Annotated in this window: 21 protein-coding genes and 1 pseudogene; 14 read left to right on the top strand and 8 right to left on the bottom strand. The window is 68.0% G+C overall.

Features of this window, described 5'->3' with window-relative positions; translation table 11 throughout:
- Positions 1-66: 66 nt before the first annotated feature.
- Together ACFYOH_RS28380 and ACFYOH_RS28375 are read right to left on the bottom strand one after the other, a co-directional pair.
- Positions 67-498, bottom strand: coding sequence for a hypothetical protein (locus tag ACFYOH_RS28380; RefSeq protein ID WP_388631075.1), 432 nt, complete (start codon positions 496-498; stop codon positions 67-69).
- A 116-nt stretch (positions 499-614) separates the two neighbouring features.
- Positions 615-2,369 carry a hypothetical protein gene (locus ACFYOH_RS28375; protein ID WP_388631072.1) on the bottom strand — a complete coding sequence of 585 codons (1,755 nt, stop codon included), beginning with the start codon at positions 2,367-2,369 and terminating at the stop codon, positions 615-617.
- A gap of 159 nt (positions 2,370-2,528) precedes the next feature.
- On the opposite strand from ACFYOH_RS28375, the gene ACFYOH_RS28370 reads away from it, so the two are divergent.
- Both ACFYOH_RS28370 and ACFYOH_RS28365 read left to right on the top strand, forming a co-directional pair.
- On the top strand, positions 2,529-3,059 hold the full coding sequence (locus tag ACFYOH_RS28370; protein WP_388631069.1) for a contractile injection system tape measure protein: 531 nt from the start codon (positions 2,529-2,531) through the stop codon (positions 3,057-3,059).
- Positions 3,060-3,179: 120 nt separating this feature from the next.
- Positions 3,180-3,581: a hypothetical protein gene (locus ACFYOH_RS28365; RefSeq protein ID WP_388631066.1), complete on the top strand. Its 402-nt coding sequence runs from the start codon at positions 3,180-3,182 to the stop codon at positions 3,579-3,581.
- On the opposite strand, the gene ACFYOH_RS28360 is transcribed toward ACFYOH_RS28365, so the two are convergent.
- Positions 3,562-3,855: a DUF1330 domain-containing protein gene (locus ACFYOH_RS28360; RefSeq protein WP_388631064.1), complete on the bottom strand. Its 294-nt coding sequence runs from the start codon at positions 3,853-3,855 to the stop codon at positions 3,562-3,564. The genes ACFYOH_RS28365 and ACFYOH_RS28360 overlap by 20 nt on opposite strands.
- Positions 3,856-4,043: 188 nt before the next feature.
- Here ACFYOH_RS28360 and ACFYOH_RS28355 point away from each other — a divergent pair, with 188 nt between their 5' ends.
- Positions 4,044-4,946: a LysR family transcriptional regulator gene (locus ACFYOH_RS28355; protein WP_388631061.1), complete on the top strand. Its 903-nt coding sequence runs from the start codon at positions 4,044-4,046 to the stop codon at positions 4,944-4,946.
- 859 nt (positions 4,947-5,805) lie between these two features.
- Here the strand turns inward: ACFYOH_RS28355 and ACFYOH_RS28350 are convergent.
- Together ACFYOH_RS28350 and ACFYOH_RS28345 are read right to left on the bottom strand one after the other, a co-directional pair.
- Entirely contained in the window at positions 5,806-6,402 is a 597-nt protein-coding gene (locus ACFYOH_RS28350) for an RNA-guided endonuclease TnpB family protein (RefSeq protein WP_388631058.1), read from the bottom strand.
- Complete coding sequence (locus tag ACFYOH_RS28345; protein ID WP_388631055.1) at positions 6,288-6,860, bottom strand: transposase; 573 nt, start codon at positions 6,858-6,860, stop codon at positions 6,288-6,290. Before ACFYOH_RS28345 ends, ACFYOH_RS28350 begins: the two co-directional genes overlap by 115 nt.
- Here ACFYOH_RS28345 and ACFYOH_RS28340 point away from each other — a divergent pair.
- From ACFYOH_RS28340 to ACFYOH_RS28330, 3 genes and pseudogenes are all read left to right on the top strand, one after another.
- Positions 6,841-7,653: pseudogene (locus ACFYOH_RS28340) on the top strand (IS5 family transposase). The gene ACFYOH_RS28345 and the pseudogene ACFYOH_RS28340 sit on opposite strands and share 20 nt — an antisense overlap.
- Positions 7,650-8,048, top strand: coding sequence for a hypothetical protein (locus tag ACFYOH_RS28335; protein ID WP_388631052.1), 399 nt, complete (start codon positions 7,650-7,652; stop codon positions 8,046-8,048). Before ACFYOH_RS28340 ends, ACFYOH_RS28335 begins: the two are co-directional and overlap by 4 nt.
- Positions 8,049-8,208: 160 nt before the next feature.
- Entirely contained in the window at positions 8,209-8,700 is a 492-nt protein-coding gene (locus ACFYOH_RS28330; protein ID WP_388631049.1) for an alpha-hydroxy-acid oxidizing protein, read from the top strand.
- Here the strand turns inward: ACFYOH_RS28330 and ACFYOH_RS28325 are convergent.
- Positions 8,640-9,338 (bottom strand): SDR family oxidoreductase, encoded by a 699-nt coding sequence (locus ACFYOH_RS28325; RefSeq protein ID WP_388631046.1) that lies wholly within the window; start codon positions 9,336-9,338, stop codon positions 8,640-8,642. The two genes, ACFYOH_RS28330 and ACFYOH_RS28325, sit on opposite strands and share 61 nt — an antisense overlap.
- Here ACFYOH_RS28325 and ACFYOH_RS28320 point away from each other — a divergent pair.
- Positions 9,337-10,404, top strand: a complete 1,068-nt coding sequence (locus tag ACFYOH_RS28320; protein ID WP_388631693.1) for a transposase family protein — start codon at positions 9,337-9,339, stop codon at positions 10,402-10,404. The genes ACFYOH_RS28325 and ACFYOH_RS28320 overlap by 2 nt on opposite strands.
- 93 nt (positions 10,405-10,497) lie before the next feature.
- Here ACFYOH_RS28320 and ACFYOH_RS28315 read toward each other — a convergent pair whose 3' ends face one another.
- Positions 10,498-10,881, bottom strand: a complete 384-nt coding sequence (locus ACFYOH_RS28315; RefSeq protein ID WP_388631043.1) for a TIGR04141 family sporadically distributed protein — start codon at positions 10,879-10,881, stop codon at positions 10,498-10,500.
- Positions 10,882-11,243: 362 nt separating this feature from the next.
- Here ACFYOH_RS28315 and ACFYOH_RS28310 point away from each other — a divergent pair, with 362 nt between their 5' ends.
- From ACFYOH_RS28310 to ACFYOH_RS28280, 7 genes are all read left to right on the top strand, one after another.
- Positions 11,244-11,792, top strand: coding sequence for a hypothetical protein (locus ACFYOH_RS28310; protein ID WP_388631040.1), 549 nt, complete (start codon positions 11,244-11,246; stop codon positions 11,790-11,792).
- The gene (locus ACFYOH_RS28305; protein ID WP_388631037.1) at positions 11,792-12,442 is read left to right on the top strand and encodes a hypothetical protein; all 651 of its coding nucleotides are present in this window, start codon (positions 11,792-11,794) and stop codon (positions 12,440-12,442) included. Before ACFYOH_RS28310 ends, ACFYOH_RS28305 begins: the two co-directional genes overlap by 1 nt.
- A complete protein-coding gene (locus ACFYOH_RS28300) occupies positions 12,442-17,157 on the top strand; it encodes a putative T7SS-secreted protein (protein ID WP_388631035.1) in 4,716 nt (1,571 codons plus the stop codon). Before ACFYOH_RS28305 ends, ACFYOH_RS28300 begins: the two co-directional genes overlap by 1 nt.
- Positions 17,157-17,441 (top strand): hypothetical protein, encoded by a 285-nt coding sequence (locus ACFYOH_RS28295; protein ID WP_388631032.1) that lies wholly within the window; start codon positions 17,157-17,159, stop codon positions 17,439-17,441. The genes ACFYOH_RS28300 and ACFYOH_RS28295 overlap by 1 nt, the downstream gene beginning before the upstream one ends.
- A 399-nt stretch (positions 17,442-17,840) precedes the next feature.
- A complete protein-coding gene (locus tag ACFYOH_RS28290) occupies positions 17,841-17,990 on the top strand; it encodes a hypothetical protein (RefSeq protein ID WP_388631029.1) in 150 nt (49 codons plus the stop codon).
- On the top strand, positions 17,987-18,577 hold the full coding sequence (locus ACFYOH_RS28285) for a helix-turn-helix domain-containing protein (RefSeq protein ID WP_388631026.1): 591 nt from the start codon (positions 17,987-17,989) through the stop codon (positions 18,575-18,577). Before ACFYOH_RS28290 ends, ACFYOH_RS28285 begins: the two co-directional genes overlap by 4 nt.
- 96 nt (positions 18,578-18,673) lie before the next feature.
- On the top strand, positions 18,674-18,943 hold the full coding sequence (locus ACFYOH_RS28280) for an integrase core domain-containing protein (protein WP_388631023.1): 270 nt from the start codon (positions 18,674-18,676) through the stop codon (positions 18,941-18,943).
- 147 nt (positions 18,944-19,090) lie between these two features.
- Here the strand turns inward: ACFYOH_RS28280 and ACFYOH_RS28275 are convergent, their stop codons facing one another.
- Positions 19,091-20,161 (bottom strand): PP2C family protein-serine/threonine phosphatase, encoded by a 1,071-nt coding sequence (locus ACFYOH_RS28275; RefSeq protein ID WP_388631020.1) that lies wholly within the window; start codon positions 20,159-20,161, stop codon positions 19,091-19,093.
- Positions 20,162-20,559 lie beyond the last annotated feature (398 nt).

Raw genomic sequence — 20,559 nt, 5'->3', positions numbered from 1 at the left:
GGCCCCTTCTGCGTCGCCCCCAGGCTGGGAAGCGCTGCGGTCTATGAGTTCAGCAAAGACAGGCTCTCAAGGTTCCTGGCCTTGGTGATCGTCGATGCCTGCGAGGACGACGCGGGGGTCGATTACTCGGGCGGTGCCGTAGGCGGAGGCGTTGAGGTAGCTGCTGGCTCGTACGAGGTAGCGGATGTCACGGCCACGGGCTGCCCACAGGAGCATCTGGGCTGCTTCGACAGCCCGGTACGCGGCGTCGACGAGCGCCCCGGAGGCGGGTTCGGCCTCCTGCTTGGTCATGGGGGAGTCGAGGTAGGGCACGAGGACGTCGTGTGCAGCGGGTCCGATGAGGGCGGCGATCTCCAGCAGTTCACGCACGTCCATCAGCGTCTTCTCAAGGTCGGCGTAGACGTCGCGTCCCTTGGTGATTGCCTCCTTCGCCGCGCACAGAAGGCAGCCTTCCTCGGTGCAGTCGTGCTCCGTGACAGTGCAAGCCGGGGCGGGCAAAGGCTTGTATGGCTCTCCCCGGTGGGGGAGCCGGGCGGTGAAGTGCCCAACGTGGTCGATCATGGCCGGTCCGGGGAGATGGGGTAGGGCTGGTTGGCAGGACGGAGGCGAGGCGTTCAGACCCAGAAGGGGCCGCCCCGTTCAGACAGGGCGGTGGGCGTAGGCGTGTTCTTCAGGACGGCCTGCCGCCACTGGACGCGGCTGGCGAACTGTTCCTGGTCGAGGCCTTGCGGATTGTGCTGCCACTGGGACAGGTGCTCAGCGACCGCCGCGAGGATGGCGGCGTCGCTTACTTCCATGACCGGCTTTGCGGCGTGGAGGGCGGCGACTGCGGCGAGGGCCAAGTGGTCGCTCAGCAACATCACGGGGTCGTTGGCGTCGATGCCCGTCTGCAGCGCGTCGATCGCCTCACGGCGATCGTCGTCCTCCGTTTCGGCTGGTACTCGCGACAGCGCGTCGCTGAGAACCCGGGCCTCGGCGGTGTTGAGCGGAATGATGGTGCTGCCGCTGAACACGTGGTGGAAGACGCGCAGGAGCACGTCCGTGAGTCGTGGTTTGACGCGCCGGTCGCAGAGGCAGTGGGCGCACAGCCAGGACATGGCGACGAACGGCTGGCGTGGACGGGGCATCCGGCCGATGATCTCCCCGGCCGCCACGGGAGCAGCGCACAGCCTGCAGGACGTATCCGCTGGGGCCGGCTTGGTGTGGATCGGCGCGGGGAGACCGCCGGACTGGACGGCCTGTGGAGTCATGTAGGCGTGGTAGGAGGTGGGGTCCTCGAGCCAGGCGGCTGCCTGGAGGATGGCGTCGCGTAGTTGCTCGTCGGTGGCCTCGGCGCGGCTGGGTGCGTCCATCCAGTCGTTGAGGCGTTGCTGTACCAGCGGGATGTCCGCGCGCAGCGCGTTCGCGAGCGGGCCCACGTAGGTGGTGAGGAGGCTGCGCAGCTCGGCGCCGTGCAGCTTGTTGAGGTCGGCGCTGGAGAGGGCAGATCGGCCCGTGGGCATCGATGAGGTGTCTTCAAGCCACTGCTCGACGTAGGTGAGGGCGGCCCCGATCTGGGGGACGGGGATGCCCGTTCTCGTCTTTACGCCGATCACCTCGTTGATGAGGGTGTTGACCGTGCGCCTGTGCTGGCCTGTGCCGGCGGCGACTTGGTCGACCCGCCGGTTGAGGCGCTGTCGGGCCTGGTTCTCGGACAGGAGCGTCACCGGCTCGCCGAGCCGGCATGGGACGTCCAGTGCGCTCGCCGGCTGCTCGCCGCATCGTCCGCACACGAAGCCCGGGCACTGCGCGCACAGGCGATCGGTGTCGGTGTCGGAATCTGGGGCCCCTTTGAAGGCGGTCGGGGGGAGTTCCTGGCAGCGCTGGTCCCAGAATGACTGGCAGTCGCCGGTGCAGGATTCCTGGGCTGCGGCGGCACCGGTCTGGCTGACGAGGGCCTCGCGCACGGTGGGCAGCAGCAGCGTCGCTTCGACGGCGCGGTCGGGGTGCCACTGTTCGGCGAGCGCGGCCCGGTAGGCGGCCAACAGGCGCTTGTCGCTGCTGCCGTCGACCTCGTGGTGCTCCCGGTCATCCAGGCAGCCGCACGACAGGCGCGCGGCATAGCCGAAGAACGTGGCGCCGACGGATCCGCACTGGGGGCACATGGTCCACTGGTAGGGCTCGTCGTCGTAGGTACGCATGCCGCCGGCTTCGAACAACTGCCAGGGCCCGTACTCATCGTCCGGGAAGAGCAACCCTTCGGCCAGCAGAGGCAGCCCCTGCCACTCCTCCGGCACGTCCACGGGCAGACAGCGCTCGGCTTTGTCCCCCCAGTTGCCGACGGCCCGGTGGTCGCTCCTCACGGCCGCCATCGCGAACCGCCCCACCATGCGGGAGACTCCGGCTCGGCGTCGAACCAGATCCGCTGCTGGGGCAGCCAGAACGCCGGCGTCCGGGGTGCGCCCTCAGCGTCGCAGAGGGTGACCGGTTCATACGCCCAGGGAATCTGCAGGTGATCGAAGAAGACCGACCACCGGGCATGGAGTTCCGTGCGGGGCGTGAGCCCCGTGCCTGCATCAGCTGCTGGATTCGTTGTGCTCTGGCCAATGGTCCCCCGTCCGGCCGCGCAGTTCTGGCCCGACAAGTTCCGGGAGCAGGGCGCCACCAGCCTGGAGAGCAAGGAGAAGGCTCAGCTGGTGGTGCTGCTCGATTACGCGGTCTGGGGCAACGACGAGGTGGGCAACTGGCGTCTCGGCTTCCTCAAGGTGCTGTGCGGGCTCTCGGAGGACGAAGAGGTGGTGATCGACCAGCCGACCGATGAGCAGAAGGCGAAGGTCAACGCCTGGCTCGATCCGATCATCAGCCAGCTGGGCCACCGGGGGAGCAGGGAGGACTTCCAGGCGCTGTTCCTCCAGCGGCAGGGCGAACTCGTCACCGACGCCGACGGGCCCGCCCGTGTCAGCGTCGCTACTCATCCGGGCGACGGCGTGTTCCTTCGCGACCTGCCGTGGCCCCTGGAGCAGATCCAGTACCCCTGGCTCAAGGTGCCGATCGCGATCAACCGGCCCCGCCCGAGCTGAGACGCGAGTCTCCGGCCTGCCCCAAGCCCAGCCCGCCCGTCGCCGATGGGCGGGGCTGGGACGTTTGTTCGAGAGCGAGCCCGAGTCTGCGCGGCAGCAGCGGTCCGGGAGGATGTTCGGGTGACTGCTGACTCGTTGGTTCCCTTGACCGTGCTGGAACCAGAAGCGCCTGTGCTCGCATTGGCAGGAGATGGTGCCGGCGAGTACCGCGTCGGCGGTGCCCGCATGCTGCGCGGAGCCGCCGCGACTGTGGTGATCACGGTTGGACGGCTGAAGCGACGCCGCGGCGGCCAGGACTGTTTCGTCGACGAGGTCAGCGAGACAGTCCAGCTGGCCCGGACGTCGCGTCGCTTCTTCGATCCGCCCGACAGGGATCAAGCCGTCGAGGACGTCGACGACGAACTGGGACGCGGGGCACGGCTTCGAACTCGTCTCGTGAGTCGTCGTTCAGCACCGTGTGCGTATCAGGTGACGGATGCTCAGCGATGGCTGGGCCCGCCGGTCAGTCGATGCCTTCGATGATGCGGAAGTCGCGCTCAAAGCCGTCGGGGAGGGCCACCAGCGCCTTCTGGTATGCCTCGCTCTCGTATGCCGCGACGGCCTGTTCAAAGCTGTCGAAATCGATCAGAACGACGCGTTGCGTGATTCCGGCCTCGTGGGCGACGACTCGACCGCCACGGGACAGGAGGCGCCCGCCCTCAGCCCGGACAGCCGGACCGGCCAGCTTCTCGTAGGCAGTCAGCCTCTCAGGGTCGGAAATGGCGGGGTAGACACTCACCCAGTAGCCCTTAGCCATGGAAACCTCCTGTGTTCGGCCGGACACGTCCGACTTCGAATTGACACTCAGATCGATCGATCCCGGCGACGGGTACTGCGGTCAGTTGAATCGCCATATGCGCAGGCTAGGGCTTGACGTGCGGTCGAGGGAAAGACCGGTACGGGATAGACTCAGAACGGATCGTTATCAATAGGCAAGGAGGGCACGTGGCGCCGGATACGGTGAGCCTGCGGTACTTTCTGGTGCTGGCGCAGGAGTTGAACTTCACCCGCGCAGCCGCACGGATCGGTATCGCACAGCCCGCACTCAGCGCCCGGATGCGCCGATTGGAGGCGGAACTCGGTACGAGCCTGCTGGTCCGCAACACGCGTAGCGTCGTATTGACCACGGCCGGTGCGGCTTTGGCGGAATCCGCGCCGCCCGCGCTGGCGGCGCTGGACCGGGCATGGGACACCGCCCGGAGCGCGGCGGCCGGTGAACTGGGCACGCTGCGCATCGGATACAGCCTCAGCGCCGGGGCCGAGACGGCACCGGCCCTGGTGGACAAGCTGATTCGCGGCAACAGCGGACTCGAGGTCGGCGCGGTCCCGATGGCGACACCGGAGATCTCCCCCGCGGTCGCCGACGGCCGCATCGATGCCGGGATCACCCGCGGTGAACAGCCGGGCCGTGGCGTGCGCCGGTTCCTGCTGCGGCATGAGCGCGTCGGGGTCCAGTTGGCGCAGCACCATCCGCTGGCCGAACACCCGGAGATCGAGATCGCCGACGCGGCCGCGTATCCGCTGCGACTCCCGGACCGTGCGGCCAACCCCGTGATCCACGATCAGCTGTCCGCACTGTTCCGAGACACCCGACCACACCCCCGATTCCACACGCCCGCAGTCTCTTTCGACATGTCTCAGCGCGACCTGCGCGACGGGCTCACCCTCGCCCCGGCCGGAGAAGCTGCGGTCACGGCACAACCGGCCGGTCTCACCTGGCGACCGCTGCGGGGCGCCCCCAGCCTGACGATCCACCTGGTCCTCCCACGCGAGCAGTCGCCGCTACACCGCCGCATCCGTACCGTCGCCACAACCCTGGCGCACGAGCTGCACTGGCTGCCGGACTGACGCGCAAGAGGTCAAGCGAGACGGACGCCTGCGGTGGCGAAGCCGAAGACCTTGCGCCCGGCGGACTTCGCGGTGATGACCACGGCGGTCTTGCTGAATGGCCGACACGACCTCGCTACGCCGGCGGATCAGCATCCGATGATGGCCCCGGGTCCGGTCCGAGTCGTACACCGCGGCGACGTCCTCGCCCAGCCCGAGATCTCGGCGGATACCGCGCCTTCGCCGACGCCGAACCGGACAAGCACGGGTAACCGGCGGGAATGCCCGCCGTCAACGGCGTCCATGACAGTCGAGTTGGAACGGCTGCGCTGCAATCGGCGGCGGCCATAAGGGTGCCAGCCGCGGGCCGCGCTGTGGAGGGTGCACGGGTCGTAGTGGAGCCATGGGCGGAACCCTTCACCGCACCCACTCTTCGGGATGCTCCCAGCTCTTCTGAGACGCCGAGGACACGGACGCCGTCCGATCCTGGAAGGTAAGGCGAAGGCCCCGAGGGTCAAAACGTCCCGGGGTCTCGCGGTGCACTTCGCCGACCTACCAGGTCAACTACGGGCGAGGTGGCGTGTTACGCCCAGCGGCAGGGTAGCCGGTGTGGCCGCCCGGTTCCCCGACAGCAGCGCCCGCCCGTCCCGGGCGACGCTTCGTACATCTCCCGGCGGGGCGTCGGATGCGGGAGCTCGGTCGACATCCCGCCCCTGGCACGGCACGGCATGGTGTGGCGGCCGGGCGGGACCCGCCGCGAACAGTACCCACGCTCCCGGATCCGTCGTCTCTCCCGCGGTGGGTTCGAGGGGAAAGCCGTTGCTCAGAGCCTCAGCGACCCTCAGCATTCCAGGCTTTTCTGCCTGGAAGTTCCGTCTCGTCACCAAAGGGTGAGGGCTTCGGCGTGAGTACGGTCTCTCGCTTCTTCCTGCCGCGGGTGCGGCAGTGTTGCGCCACCTGCCCGCCCCGCGTCCGCCTTGCGGCGGGTGCGGGTGGCGCGGGTCTTCTGGTCGGCTCCACGAGGCTTCGAGACCACCTGGGTGGTGTCCTGGTCTCCGGCCACTCCGGTACCAGTGATGCATGCTGCCGCGAGAGCGGCGAGGTTGAGTGCGGCGTTGTCGTCCCGGTCGATGACCAGGCCGCATGTATCGCATTCGTAGGTCCGGACGTGCAGCGGCAGCTTGGCTTTCACCGCGCCGCAGCCGGAACAGGTCTTCGAGGAGGGGTACCAGCGGTCCGCGGCCACGAGGCGGGTGGCGTGGCGCTGGCGGGTCTTGTAGGTGAGTTGGCGTCGGATCTCTCCGAATCCGGCATCGGCGATCTGGCGGGCGAGGCGCCGGTTGCGGAGCATCCCGGCGATGTTCAGGTCCTCGACCACGACCGTGGCGTACTGGGCTGCAACGCTCGTGGTGAGCTTGTGCAGGCCGTCGGCACGGAGGTTCGCACGCGGTTGCGGGCGGCGTTGGCCTTCTCCCACCGCTTCGACGGCTTCTGCCCGGTCCGTAGGTCGGGGCCCTGGCGGCGGGAGACGATGCGGGAGGCGCGGCACAGCTGCTTGCGTGCCCGGTCGTAGTGTCGGGGGTTGGTGACGGTGCGGATCTCACCCGCGGAGTCGGCCATGACCGCCAGGGCCTTCACGCCGAGGTCGATGCCGACCGCCACGTCCGGCCGCGCCACAGGTTGGAGGTCGCGCTTGACCTCGGTCTGGAAGGCGACGAACCAGCGTCCGCGCTCGTGCCGCACGGTCGCGGACAGGATCCGGGCCGTCCCGGCCTTCACGCGTGTGAGGAGCTTCATCGTGGGCTCGTGGGTGCGGATGGTGGCCAGCCTCGGCAGTGTCACGTGCCGGCCGTCGGCGTCCACGCGGATCGTGCCGGTCGTGAACCGGCAGGCCAGACGCGCCTTCCGCTTCGACTTGAAACGGGGCGTGCCCATCCGCTTGCCGTGCCGCTTTGAGAGGGTGGCGCGGTCAGCGACCGGAGATCCCGGGTCCTGCGATCTGCGGGAGGTCGTGAACGCGATCTTCTACCAGAACCGGACGGGCTGCCAGTGGCGCTACCTCCCGCATGATCTGCCGTCCTGGTCGGCGGTGTTCTACTACTTCGGCCTGTGGCGTCAGGACGGGCTCGACCAGCGGATCTCCGAACTCCTGCGCTGCCAGGTGCGGGAGAGAGCCCGGCGATGAGAGGACCCGTCCCTGGTGATCATCGACACCCAGTCCGTCCGCGCGGCCGCGGGTGTCCCGAAGACCACGACGGGACTGGACGCCAACAAGAAGGTGTCGGGGCGCAAGCGGGGACTGGCCGTCGATGTTCTGGGGCTGATCATCGGTGTCGTGGTGCCGGCCGCCTCCGCCCATGACAACGCAGCCGGCACTGCCCTGCTCGATCAGGCGGCCGAGCGGTGCGGGATGCGTCTGGAGAAGGCCCTGGTGGACCAGGGCTTCAAGGACGAGGTTCTCATCCACGGCGCCCTGCTGGACATCGACGTCGAGGTCGTCCGCCGCAACCCCGCAGACCAGGGCAAAGGCTTCGTTGCGCAACCGAAGAGGTGGATCGTGGAGCAGGTCAACGGCACGTTGATGCTGCACCGCCGCCTGGCCCGCGAGTACGACCACCGCCCCGACACCTCCGCCTCGCGCGTCTACCGGGCTTCCATCGCCAACATGGCCCGCCGTTTCACCACACCCGCCCCCACCTGGCGCGAGACCCTCGGGCTGGCCGCGTGAACATCAGCGAGCTCCTGGCAGACCTCCAGGACCAGCACGACAAACCCACGGCGAGGGCCGACGAACTACGCAACCAGATCGACCACTTGACCGCCGCTCTGGCCGAGACCGAAGCACGACTCGCAGACCTGGCCACCACCCGGAAGATCATCGCCGAACGCATCCCGCCCGGGACCGAGCCCGATCCGCCCGAGACGAACACCGCCTACCAGGCCATCGTGAACGCCTTCAAGCAGCACCCCGGCCGGGCATTCCGAGCCTGCGAGCTGCACGAACTCCTCGGCATGCCCACCGACGAGGCAACCGTCAACGTCACGCGCAGCCGCCTGGGACGCCTCGTCCGACAAGGCTTCCTCACCCAACCCGGACGAGGCCGCTACCAGAAACCGACTTAACGTCCACTAATGTCCCGTCCCTCGTCGAAGAGCCGGCGGCAGCAGCGGCACGATGGCCCAGCCACGAGCCAGCGGACTTGCTCCACATCATGCAACGCAACGACCGACGACCTGGGGAATTACGGGCTCTGGCGCTGATCTTGTGACGCGGTAGGTGTCAGTGGACATCGCCGCCGCGGCCGCCGGCCCGCTGTGGATGCAGTTGTATTGGCTCAAGCGCCGTGACCTGATCCGCCGGGCCGAGGCCGCCGGTTTCCGAGCGCTGGTCCTCACCGTCGACGCGCCCAGGATGGCGTTCTGTCCGGCGGGAGGCCAACAACGGATTCGCGGTGCCCCGGGCATCCGGGCGGTCAACGTGACGCACGGCATGATGGCCGCCTCGCAAGGCAGCCGGGACGGGGAGCCGGCCATCGCCCGGCAATCCAGGGAGCAGTTCGACGCCTCGATCACCCGGGAGGACCTCGCCCGGCTGTGCGTAGTGACCTCCCTGCCCCTGGTGCTGAAGGGCGTGATCACCCGCCTTCGGCCTGCACCGCGTGGTACCCGGCGGGGCCGAAGGCGCCTTGTCGTACGGTCGTTGGGAGCGCGGCGTCAGCCGGCCTGTCCGGTCGGCCGCATGGTGATGTGGTTGATGTCCACACCCGCGGGCTGATTGACGGCGAAGACGATCGTGTCCGCGACCTGCTCGGCGGTCATCACCGGCGCCGCCTCGGGGGTGCCGCCGCGCTCGTCCCAGAACGGGGTGTCCACCACCCCGGGGGCGACGACCGTCACGCCGACCCCGTCCTTGCCGACCAGCAGCCGGGTGTTTTCGGCCAGTGCGTGGGCGGCCCACTTGGTGACCGCGTACAGGTTGCCAGGCGTGTTGCGCACCCCGGCGACCGAACCGATGATCACGATCCGGCCCTTGGACTCCCGCAGGTGTGGCAGGGTCTCCCGCACCAGCAGCGCCGGGCCCAGGACGTTGGTGAGGACCATGGCGCGCATGTCCTCGGGGGCGTGGCTCTCCAGGTTGCCGGGCAGTGAGAAACCGGCGTTGGCGATGACGTTGTCCAGTCGGCCCCACGCCTCCACCACGCGGCGCACGGCGGAGGCGACGTCGTGCGCGTCGCTGGTGTCGCCGGTGATCGTCAGCAGCCGCTCGGCCGCTCCGGCCGAAGAGGCGAAGGCGGCCAGCTTGTCCGCGTCACGTCCGGTGACGGCCACGCGGTGGCCCTGCTTGAGCAGGGCGCGGGCGGTGGCGGCGCCGATTCCGGTCGAGCCACCGGTGATCAGCGTGGCGGGTTCCATGGGACGGCCTCCTCAGCGATGTGGTCATCGGGGCTCCGCCAGGGCCCCCGATGTCGATGAACACGAGGTGGCGCGTGAGGTCGACCGACTCCGGGTCGCCGGTTCCCCGAAACGCCTGCACTATACCCAGCGATCTTCCCGCCAAGCCGGTACGCCATCGCTGGCTGGCCATGATGCCGCACGAATGGGGCCGAACCCGCAGTGCTGGCCGCCCTGTTGGGACCTGCGCGGCGCGCAGGTCCAAGGCTGCGCTCACGCTGCCGGTGTCAGTGACGGCTGTGATCATGGCTCGCGTGTTCTTCGCGGAGTTTGGAGACGTTGTTCCCTCATCTGGCTGGTGTCGTGGTGGTTAGTCGAGTGGACTGCGGCTGGGATGGTCACGATGCATGCGCGGGCCCGCTCGGCGGGTGCGGACTGTCCACATTGCGGTAGTGCGTCGCTGCGGGTGCATGGCCGGTACATGCAACGGCTTGCGGATACCGCGGCCGGTGGCGTCAATGTGGTGATCGCGCTGCTGGTGCGGCGGTTCAAGTGCCAGAACGCGGCGTGCCGGGCCGTGCCGTTCGCCGAGCAGATCGCGGGGCCGACGAGTCGGCATGCCCGCTACACACCGCTAGTGCGTGAGCAGTTGACCCCGATCGCTCTCGCGCTGGCCGGCCGTTCGGGTGCCCGTCTGGCCGGGGTGTTGGGCCTGCGCGTCGCCAAGGACACGCTGGTGAGCTTCGATCTTGCGGTTCTCGCGATGGACGCGTCGGCTGATGCCGCGGCGGCGCGTGCGATGTTCGAGCGGTGCACCTCCGGCAGTCACGCCGAGGGGGAGCTGGACGAGCGGGTGGTCGCGTTCTATGAACGGTTGCGCTCGCGCTTTCCGGACCACCGGCCCTTTCCCGAGGACTCGCCGTGGATGTCGACGCCGCTGGCGGTCGGTATCGACCATGTGATCATGAACCTGAGCTTCTCCTCCAGGAGCGACGCCGCACTCAAGGCGGTCGAGGAGCTCGCTGCGGAATACCGCCTGGTCATATGGGATCCGCGGTCTCAGGATGCCTATCTGCCAAGGGACTGAGGCACGGGCTTTAACTGGTCGTTGAAGGCTTGCGGCTGGTGTCGGTGGGGTTCTTGGGCCGCTTGTTCGGCCGGTAGCTGGGGCCGTTCATGATCACCTGGCCGCACCCATTTCATACCACTCGCCCTCCAGCAGGCAGAACCGGCGGGAGCCAAGGGAGAGATTCGCCTCGATCCAGCGCAAGACGGTGGTGGAGGCGAGCAGGTCCTGCGCCGCGGCCCGGCGGTGACGGTAGAGGGTGACCGTGCCCTGCCGCAGGGCCTCGAGGCGCCGGCCTGCCCGCTGGACACGGGCCCGGCGCAGCACATACTCCAGATTGAACTGGTCGGAACGCCCAGCCTCGTGACTGTTGATCTTCACGTGGAAGGCGTGTGCGGCGGAGTAGTCCTCCCCGTGGTCCATGGGGACGGTGCTGGCGATCCGGCCGTCGGCGGGCTCATCGAGTGCCTCATCAAGTGCGTGCTCCAGGTGCGTCACGACGGGATCGTCGCCCGGGACTGCTCCTGTGCCGCATTGCCAAGCGGGGGCCGTGTGCAGCACCCGCCTGGAGAATCCGCTCTTGGGGCTTGGGTATTCCTTTGACCGTCCTTGGCGGGCAGATAGTTGCAACGGGTGATCACATCTTGCGACCATGCTGGAGTTTGATCATGGAACGGGGTTGACAGGTGGCCCGCGACGGGGACTTGATCGTGGACGAGCCAGGAGAGATGTCGGGGGCTCGCCGCGACACTGAGGCCGTGAGGCGGGCCGAGCGGCATGACGATCCAGGCGAGGTGGCCGCAAGGGGCGTTGTGCCGACGCCGCCACGATCGCGCTTGACGGACATCGCCGATCAAACGGTGATTCGTAGCGGTGCCGAGGAGCCGAAGGGCGGTGTCGCCGCGGCCTCGGTTGCCACCGCATCGACGGACGTAGACGCCCCTGCCGACCGGGGGACCCTCCCGCCTCGCGTCGAGGCGGTCCCTGAGGAGCAGGCCGCGCAGACGCGCCGGCGCCGGTTTCTTGCCGACTTGGGCGAGTTCCGGCGGTCACGGGTGCTGGTGCCGGTCGGCACGTTGCCCGGCCCGGATGCCGAGGAAGTCCCCTTGACGGTGGACATGGGCGGAGTGCGCTGGATCCTGGCGTTCACCGGTGAGAGGGCGTTGGCACGGTACGCGGTGGCCCGAGGAGCTGACGGAGTGGCCTGGCGGTACCGGGGTGTGTGGGGCGCCGCTCTGCTCGATGCGGCCGTACCGGCGGTGGCCGAGTCGGGTGTGCCGTGCGGCGTGCTGGTGAACGCGGCCGACGGTGAACACGCACTGGTGCTGCCGCCGGTGGCCCAAGTGGTGCCGGAGGCGGTCGCGGTGAGCGGGCCGGACCATCGTGCGGACGGGGAGGCAGGGCGGTAATGGAGAGGATGGTCAGTTTCGACGGCGGGGCGAGTGCGGGTGGGACTCCCGATCTGCGGGTCATCGCACTGGACCTGATCGCCGACGGGATCGACAGGGCTCTCAGCGAGTTGGGGAAGCTGGGGCTCGTGAACGACGCGGGCCGGTCGGGCACGGGGCGCGGTTTCACCGACCTGGAGATGGACGGTATGACCATCGGTGACGAGACTGTCGGCGCCGTCTTCCACTCGTTCTGCGAGCGCTGGGAATGGGGCGTGAGAGCCCTGATCGACGAGGGGAACGCGTTCGCGGCAGCGGTCGGCCTCGCGGCGGGGACGATGTACCAGACGGACCAGACCGTGAAGAATTCGTTCAAGGTCGGTCTGAACTCCCTGACGGGTAACCCCTACGCCTCCGAGCAGCAGATCGACCAGGAGAGCTGGGGCCAACTGGCCAAGCCCGGCTGGCTGCATCCGGACTACAGCGAGAAGTCCTTCCGAGACGGTCTCGCCGTCTCGGAACAGACGCTCAAGGGAATGGGACGTGACCTGGCGACCGCCGAGCAGCTTCCCGGCGTGGAGCTGGCGCCGAGTCTCACCGGGATGGACCAGGACCAGTACAACGCCGCGGTGAACGAGGAGTTCGGCCTGAAGCAGGAGGGGCAGGACTGATGTCGGGCTTGGGTAAGTTGGGCGGCGAGCTCCTGAGCGGGGGCAAGAGCCTCTACGACCACGCCAAGCGGGTGACGGGAGAGGTGGTTGACGAGGGAGCCGACCTCACCGGCGACGCGCTCGACAAGGTCGGCGCGCACGGCGTGGCCCAGGAGGTGCGGCACGGCGGAGATCGGGTCGCCTCCTATCTCGGTGCGCACGTCGCCGAACGGCAGTTGGGGCCCGATGTCGAACCGGCCGATCTGATCCACGGCAAGCCCTCGACGATCCGTGAGAAGGCCAAGCACCTGCTGGTGTTCGCCATGGCCTTCGAAGAGGTCGGCGTGGGCATGAAGGCTGTCGACTCGGACGGCTGGCAGGGCAAGGCCGCGGACACCTTCCGCGAGAAGTTCGCCCTGCACCCCACCAAGTGGCTGCAGGCCGCAACAGCCTGCCAGGAGGCGGCCGCGGCACTGAACGGCCTGGCCGACACCGTCGAATGGGCCCAGGGGCAGGCGCGGGAAGCGATCCGCCTCTACAAGCAGGGGAAGTCCGCCTCCGACGCGCACCGCAAGCAGGTCGACTCGTACAACCACAAGGTGGAACAGGGCAGCGACGACCCCGGGCCACGCCCTTCCGAGCAGGACCCCGGCGAGCATGCGATGCAGGAGGCGCAGGGCATCCTCGACGCCGCCCGGCGGCAGCGGAACAAGATCGCCGGCGAGACGGAGACCAAGCTGAGGGCTGCGCTGCAGCATGCGCCGCAGGAGCCGTCGGCCGTCCAGCAGCTGAAGCTGGACGGCATGGACGTCCTGGCATCCGACTCCATCGACGCGGCGCATTTCCTCGGTGGCGTCGTCAAGGGCACGGCGGGCATCGTGAACTTCACCCGCAGCCTCGACCCCCTGGACCCCTACAACCTGACGCATCCGGCCGCCTTCCTGCAGAACAAGGTGCAACTGCTCGGCGGCGTCGTCTCCATGGCGACGCATCCCGACCGTGCCCTGAAGTCGGGCTGGAAGTCGTTCTCGTCGGACCCGGCCAACTTCTTCGGCGAACTGGTTCCCCAGGCCGCGCTGGCCGCGGGGACGGGCGGGGCCGGGGCCGCAGCGGACGTGGCCGAGGGCGGCATGCTCGGCGCCGACGGCGCGGAGGCTGCTGCGGCGGACGGTGCCGCCGAGATCCCGGGTGCGGCCGAGAGCCACGCTCCGGGTGATGTGGAGTCCGCTGGCACGGACCCGATCAACCTCGCCACGGGCACGATGTACCTGTCCCAAACGGACGTGACGCTTCCCGGTGCGCTGCCCTTCGCGTTCAAGCGCCGGGTGGAGTCGGGCCACACGTACGGGCGCTGGTTCGGCCCCGCGTGGACGAGCACCATAGACCAACGACTGGACATCACCTCCGCCGGCGTCGTCTTCGTCCACGAGGACGGGATGCGGCTGTTCTACCCGCACCCGGCGCCCGGCCTTCCCGTCCTGCCGCACCACGGCCCCCGCTGGCCGCTGAGCCGGGAGGCGGACGGCTACACCGTCACCGACCCGCAGACCCGGCAGGTGTGGCACTTCGCCGACCGGAACGACGAACTCGCCGAGTTGGTACAGATCGACGACAGCAACGGCAACTGGATCACCTTCGCCTACGACGAGGCGGGAGTTCCCTCGGGCATTGCCCACAGCGCCGGATACCGCCTGCGCATCGACAGCGCCGAGGGCCTGGTCACCGGCCTGCACCTTGTCGGCGGGGCCGATGACGGATCCGACCTCACGCTGATCCGTTACGGCTATACCAGCGGAAACCTGGCCGAAGTCCGCAACTCGTCCGGGAAGCCACTCAGGTTCACCTACGATGTGGCGCTGCGCATCACGTCGTGGACGGACACCAACGGGCATGCGTACGAGTACGCCTACGACGACAGAAACCGGTGCATCGCACAGGGCGGCACACATGGCCACATGAGCCTGCGGCTGTCCTACAGCGAGAAGGACCCGGAATCCGGCCTGCACATCACCACAGCAGTCAACGGAGCAGGCGCCGTACGCCGCTATTTCGTCAACGACCTGCACCAGATCGTCGCCATCGTGGATCCGGCAGGGCACACCAGGCGCTTCACCCGCGACCGGTTCAACCGCCTGCTGTCCGAGACCGACGCCGTCGGCCGTACGACGTCCTACCGGTACGACGACCTGGGCAACCCGACGCAGATCATCCGCCCGGACGGCCGGTCCACCACGTTTTCCTACGACGACCGTGGCCTGCTCACCCGGGTGGTGCGTCCCGACGGGAGCACGGTCCGCCAGGAGTTCGACGACTGCGGGAACCGGACCTCGGTGACCGATTCGGCGGTCGGCACGACCTTCTTCTCCTACGACGCGTCCGGGCACTTGTCCGAAGTCCGCGATCATCTCGGCCGGGTGACCCGCATACGCTGCGACGCCGCCGGTCTGCCCGTGGAGGTGCGTGACCACCAGGGCGGCGTCATGCGCTACGCGCGGGACCCGCTCGGACGGGTCATTTCCATAACCGACCCGCTGGGGGCGACGGGTCGGATGGAATGGACCGTCGAAGGCCAGCTCAAGCGCCGGCTGAACCCGGACGGCACCGAGGAGACGTGGAGTTACGACGGTGAGGGGAACTGCCTCACGCACACGAACACCATTGGCGGCGTCACCCGCTTCGAATACGGCCAGTTCGACCTGCTGACGGCGCGTGTCGAGCCCGACGGCTCACGGTACGAGTTCCAGTACGACAACGAACTCCGCCTGATCGCGGTCACCAACCCCCAGGGGCAGACCTGGACCTACGAGTACGACCTGGTCGGGCGGCCCGCCCGCGAAACCGACTTCGGCGGCCGGGTCACCCGCTACTCCTACAATGCGGCCGGTGAGCTCATCTCCCGCACGAACGCACTCGGGCAGGTCGTCACCTTCGAGCATAACGAACTCGGACAGATCGTCCGCAAGACCGCCGACGGCGAGGTGACGACGTACGCCTACGACTTCACCGGCGCCATCGCCCAGGCGGACAACGCCCACACGCACCTGACCCTCCTGCGCGACCGGCACGGACGCCTGGTCTCCGAGCGCGTGAACGGCCGCGAAGTGGCCTACCGGTACGATGAGTTCGGCAGACTGGACAGGCGTACGACGCCCTCGGGAGCCGAGACCGTCTGGCAGTTCGACACCACGGGCCGCCCCCGCCGGCTTCTCGCTGACGGCCGTGGCATCACGCTGGAGTACGACCAGGTCGGACGCGAGGTCAGCCGCCGGTTCGCCGAGTTCCTGACCGTCTCTCGCTCCTTCGACACCATGGGCCGGCTGGCATCCCAGGCGGTGGACGGCCCCCTCGGACGTGTCCAGGCGCGCGCCTACGAATACCGTGCCGACGGCAGCCTGACGAAGATCCAGGACCAGCTGAACGGTCTTCGGCAGTTCGAACTGGACCTCGCGGGCAGGACTACCCGGGTCAACGGCGACGGATGGAGGGAGGCCTACTCCTACGACGCGCTCGGCAACCAGGTGTCGGCAGCCTGGCCCGCGCGGCAGTTCGGCGACGAGGGGTGCGGCGATCGCGCCTACCAGGGCGGCGACATCGTGCGCGCCGGTCGGATCCGCTACGAACACGACGCCGCCGGACGTGTGGTACTCCGCCAGAAGGCCCGACTCTCCCGCAAACCGGACACCTGGCGCTACAGCTGGGACGCCGAGGACCGGCTCACCCAGGTCGTCACCCCGGACGGTACGGTGTGGCGCTACCAATACGACCCGCTCGGGCGGCGCGTGAGCAAACAGCGCGTCGCCGACAACCGTGCGGACGTCCTGGAGCAGGTCGACTTCAGCTGGGACGGCGTCTCGCTGTGCGAACAGACGACGAGCTGGGGTTCCTTGGCTGACTCGGTGACCCTGACCTGGCATCTCGACGGTGCCGAAGCGGTCGCGCAGAGCGAACGCAGAACCATGGCCGGGGCGCCGCAGGAAGAGATCGACGCCCGGTTCTTCGCCATCGTGGCCGATCTCTCGGGATCTCCCTGTGAACTGATCGACGAATCCGGAGAGATCGCCTGGCGGTCCCAGGCCACGAACTGGGGAAAACAGTCGTGGTCGGTGCAGAGCAATGCCTACACACCGCTGCGTTTTCCCGGGCAGTATTTCGATCCCGAGACGGGCCTGAACTACAATTATCTGCGGTATTACGACCCCGAGGTCGGCCGATACCTCAGCCTGGACCCGCTCGGCCTGGCCCCGGCGGCCAACCCCGCCACCTACGTAGACCGGCCGTCGGTGACCTGCGACCCCCTCGGCCTCGCACCGCAGAAGACCCTGCTGCCGCCCAAGCCGTACGAGACGTCCAACCTCGCTCACCTGGCGAAGTACTTCAACCCGGAAGGCGGGCTCCAAAACTGCACCTTCGTGGGCGAAGCATTTGACCGATATCTGGGAGGTGAGGGAATAAAGGCCGTCCCGGGGGACATGGGAGGAGCGCAATCTCTCGATCGTCTGGAGGGCGTGTACGGTCGAAGCTTCAGGGACACCAAGTTCTGGGACATGGTCGACCACATAAGAAACGCGGGAGATGGGGCGCGGGGTATCGTCGCTGGAGAGTCTCGCATCCCGAATCTTCCCGGGCACGTGTTCAATGTCGTGAACCAGCAGGGTCGGGTTCTTTTCCTTGACGTACAGACCGGACTCGTCGACCCCATGGCATTCAAGGCATTCAAGCTGATGAGGACCAACTGATGTACACGATGGAGCAGGCGGAGCAGCTGGCGGTGGACTTCCTTCGGGAAGCGAGCGCGGGCTGGGATCACCCGGCATCCCTTTTCCAGGAGGACAGGTACAAGGCGCAGAAGGGAGAGTTCTTCTTCTTCAGTTATCAGTCGGTCAAATTCCTGACGACCGGGGATAAGAAGTACCTTCTGTACGGCGCTCCCGCCATCTCGGTGCACGGCGTGACGGGAGAATGCCGCTTCGTCAGCTATCAGGACCTGCAGGCAGCCGGGGACCCCTTCAATATGTGGTAGTCCCCCTCACTACATTGCTTGGAGCCGAGGCCGCTTGGTATCGGTAGTTCGTTAGTTTCGGCACCATGGCTCCTCGTCGGGGCACGGGTCCGGCGCGGTGGTGTCCAGGGGCCGGGTGGAGAGAACCACTGGTCCCGACAGAAGGAGAAGGCACAGTTGACCAGGGTCTGGTGATGGCGGACGGCGCGCTCGGAGCGGACCTGGAAATCGGCCCGGACGAGTTCGTCCTCGACCTGCTTGTAGCTTTGCTCGGTCCAGGGCCGCAGGCCGTAGAGGCGGACGATCTCGGCGAGGTCGGCAGGCGCGGTGCGGGCCGGTGGCGGCGTGGGGTTGCGTCTGCCGAGAATGTCATCCATGCAGCTCAGAGGCTTGTTCGGTGCTGAGGCAGGATGAGCACTCGTGTTGCTTCGTCTCGCCTACTTGACCATCACCAACGTGTTCGGCGCGCTGTGGCTGCTACCGATGAGCGACCGCGACAAGGACGCGGAGATTCTCGCCTGCGCCACCAGATCATGGCTCTTGAGCGGCAGTTCGGGGAGGACCGGGTGAAGTTCGCCTCGGAAGACCGAGCCTTCCTCGCCGCTCTGCTGGTGCCGCTGCCGCGCCGGGTTCTGCCTCGGCTCCGGTTGCTGGTCCAGCCCGACACCGTGCTGCGAGGGCACCGTGACCTGATCAAGCAGCGCCTCGCCCGCACCTGCCGACCGAAGAGGCCGGGCCGCCCGCCCACCGTTCGCTCGATCCGCATCCTGATCCTGCGCCTGGTCCGGGAGAACCCGTCGTTGGGCTACCGCAGGGTGCACGGCGAACTCGCCGCCCCCGGCATCAGGGTCGCCGCCTCCACCGTCTGGGAGATCCTCAAGACCGAGGGGATCGACCCCGCGCCGAATCGGGCCGCCACGACCTGGTCCGACCTCCTGCACTCCCAGGTCGACGCAGTCCTGGCCTGCGACTTCATCGAGACCGTCGCCCTGACCGGCCGAAGTCAGTACATCCTCGCGGTCATCGAGCACGTCACCCGCCGCATCCGGATCCTCGGCGCCACGGCGCACCCCATGGCGCAATGGGTGAGCCAGGCCAGGCCGCACGAAACCTCGTCATGGACCTCGAAGACGCCTCAGCCACCGTCACTTACCTGATCCGGGACCGGGACTTGAAGTTCCCTGCGTTCTTCGACCAGATCCTGGCAGCCGCCGGCGTCCAGACTGTGCTCACCGGCAGTGCGGATGCCGCGCATGAACTCAATCATGGAGCGCTGGGTTCAGACCTGCCGCCACGAACTCCTGGACCGCACCCTCATCTGGAACGAGCGCCACCTGCGCCACGTCATCCGCCAGTTCGAGGTGCACCACGACGCCCACCGACCCCATCAAGCGGTGAACGAGGCAGCACCACTGCGCGCGGTCCCCGGACCGATCATCGATCCGGGGCGCATCTCCTGTCTGGACATACGCCGCCGAGACCGGCTCGCCGGAGTGATCCACGAGTACCGGCACGCCGCCTGACCCGGTCGGACGAAATATTCGGCAGCCGCAGCGTTGTCCGTGACATGAGACAGAAGGTCGTTGGCGTGCAGCAGCTCCCGCAGCTTGTCCCGCCACGCCATCCGCTGCCGGATGCGCTGATCATGCGGCCGGGCCGACGACACGAGTTCAGGTGCAGTGCCGGCTCGGGCGCCGCTGAGCGATGAGGGCAGCGATGTCGTCGTCGAGCCGGCCGTCGCTGTAAGCGATCAGGTCGCGGTGGAGATGGGCGAGGAGCTGGTGGGGTGTCTCGCCGCTCCATGGGCGGATGCGTTCGGGGAGGGGGTAGAAGGCGCCGGAGCGGTCGCGGGTCTCAGTGACTCCGTCGGTATACAGCAGGAGCTGGTCCCCGGGATGGAAGGGGGCGACATCGACGTGGTACCCGTTGCTCACCAGCATGCCGAGGTTGAGCGGCGGCGAGGGGGCAGCGGGCTGCAGTTCCCGGACCTCGCCGTGGTGCAGCAGCAGCGGTGGCGGGTGGCCGCAGGTGACGGTCCGAACGATCGGTTCATCGTCCGGGATCTCGGCGAGGAGAGCGGTGATGAAACGTTCAGCGATCTCCGAGCCCGGGACCTCCGGGTACTGGGAGGCGCGACGGCTCATGCTCGTCTCCAGGCGGCGCGCGAGGTGGGGCAGGTCGGGCGCGTCGTGGGCGGCCTCGCGGAAGGCGCTGAGCAGCGTCGCGGCCGCCTGGATCGCGAGCAGGCCCTTGCCGCGTACGTCGCCGATGAGCAGTCGTACGCCGTGGTGGGTGCGTATCGCCTCGTACAGGTCGCCGCCGATCCGGGCTTCCGCCGCGGCGGCCAGGTAGAGGGTCTCGAGCGTGACGTGCCCAAGGTGCTGCGGTACCGGCTGCAGCACGGCCAGCTGGGCGGTCTCGGCCACTGACCGGACCTGAACCAGCTGATGGGCGCGTCGGCCCAGCAGGCGGTTGAAGAAGATGGAGAATGCTGCAATCGCCGCGAGGGTGGCCAGCTCGGAGTAGGCGGTTGCGTCCCGCAGCGCATCGAAGTCCACTGTCAGGCTCACAAAGACGGCGCACGCGCCCACTCCGATGAGCACGGTCCCCCACAGGGGCAGGAGCGCGGCTGCAGAAACCATGGCGGTGGCGAGGAAGGCATCCGGCCTGACATCGCGAGGTGTGAAGAGGCCGACGACCAGACCGATGAACAGCAGCAGAGCAGGCAGGACAGGCAGCAACCTGCCCCGTGCGCCAGCGCTGCGCGGGACTCCGCGCTCCTCACGTGACCTCGCCACTGTGCCGCTCCCCAAAAATCGCACCGGTCGAGCGGCAGCCCAGGCCCGGAAAACCAGACCGCCGATTCGCGAAATTTTATCGCTTTTCGACCTTAGCCTATGAACCATTCCGAAATGACGTGAACGCGTCATAAGGTCATCGTGCCGCTTGGCGGCAAGGTCGATACAGGAGATGAGCGGAAGCTCACCGGGGCTCATCTTCGGCGATCTCCAGTTGTATGTCGCTCGAACGGCCGCGATCGCTCTCTAAGACGGTGTCCTATGTGGTGAGGCGGAGCAGTCGCTTGTAACAGCACAGTGCTGCAGCGAGGCCAAGAAAGGCGAGGTAGTTGCGGGGATGG

This window comes from Streptomyces sp. NPDC007856 (genome assembly GCF_042868225.1).
Taxonomy (GTDB): Bacteria; Actinomycetota; Actinomycetes; order Streptomycetales; family Streptomycetaceae; genus Streptomyces.
This window is presented reverse-complemented; position numbering and strand designations above follow the sequence as displayed.

Excerpts from the sequence above, each read along its gene's own strand:
- ACFYOH_RS28305 (WP_388631037.1), top strand. The coding sequence starts at position 11,792 with ATGGAGAGGATGGTCAGTTTCGACGGCGGGGCGAGTGCGGGTGGGACT.
- ACFYOH_RS28345 (WP_388631055.1), bottom strand. The coding sequence starts at position 6,860 with ATGGGCACGCCCCGTTTCAAGTCGAAGCGGAAGGCGCGTCTGGCCTGC.
- ACFYOH_RS28295 (WP_388631032.1), top strand. The coding sequence starts at position 17,157 with ATGTACACGATGGAGCAGGCGGAGCAGCTGGCGGTGGACTTCCTTCGG.
- ACFYOH_RS28360 (WP_388631064.1), bottom strand. The coding sequence starts at position 3,855 with ATGGCTAAGGGCTACTGGGTGAGTGTCTACCCCGCCATTTCCGACCCT.
- ACFYOH_RS28320 (WP_388631693.1), top strand. The coding sequence starts at position 9,337 with ATGGGACGGCCTCCTCAGCGATGTGGTCATCGGGGCTCCGCCAGGGCC.
- ACFYOH_RS28375 (WP_388631072.1), bottom strand. The coding sequence starts at position 2,369 with ATGGTGGGGCGGTTCGCGATGGCGGCCGTGAGGAGCGACCACCGGGCC.
- ACFYOH_RS28300 (WP_388631035.1), top strand. The coding sequence starts at position 12,442 with ATGTCGGGCTTGGGTAAGTTGGGCGGCGAGCTCCTGAGCGGGGGCAAG.
- ACFYOH_RS28325 (WP_388631046.1), bottom strand. The coding sequence starts at position 9,338 with ATGGAACCCGCCACGCTGATCACCGGTGGCTCGACCGGAATCGGCGCC.
- ACFYOH_RS28280 (WP_388631023.1), top strand. The coding sequence starts at position 18,674 with ATGAACTCAATCATGGAGCGCTGGGTTCAGACCTGCCGCCACGAACTC.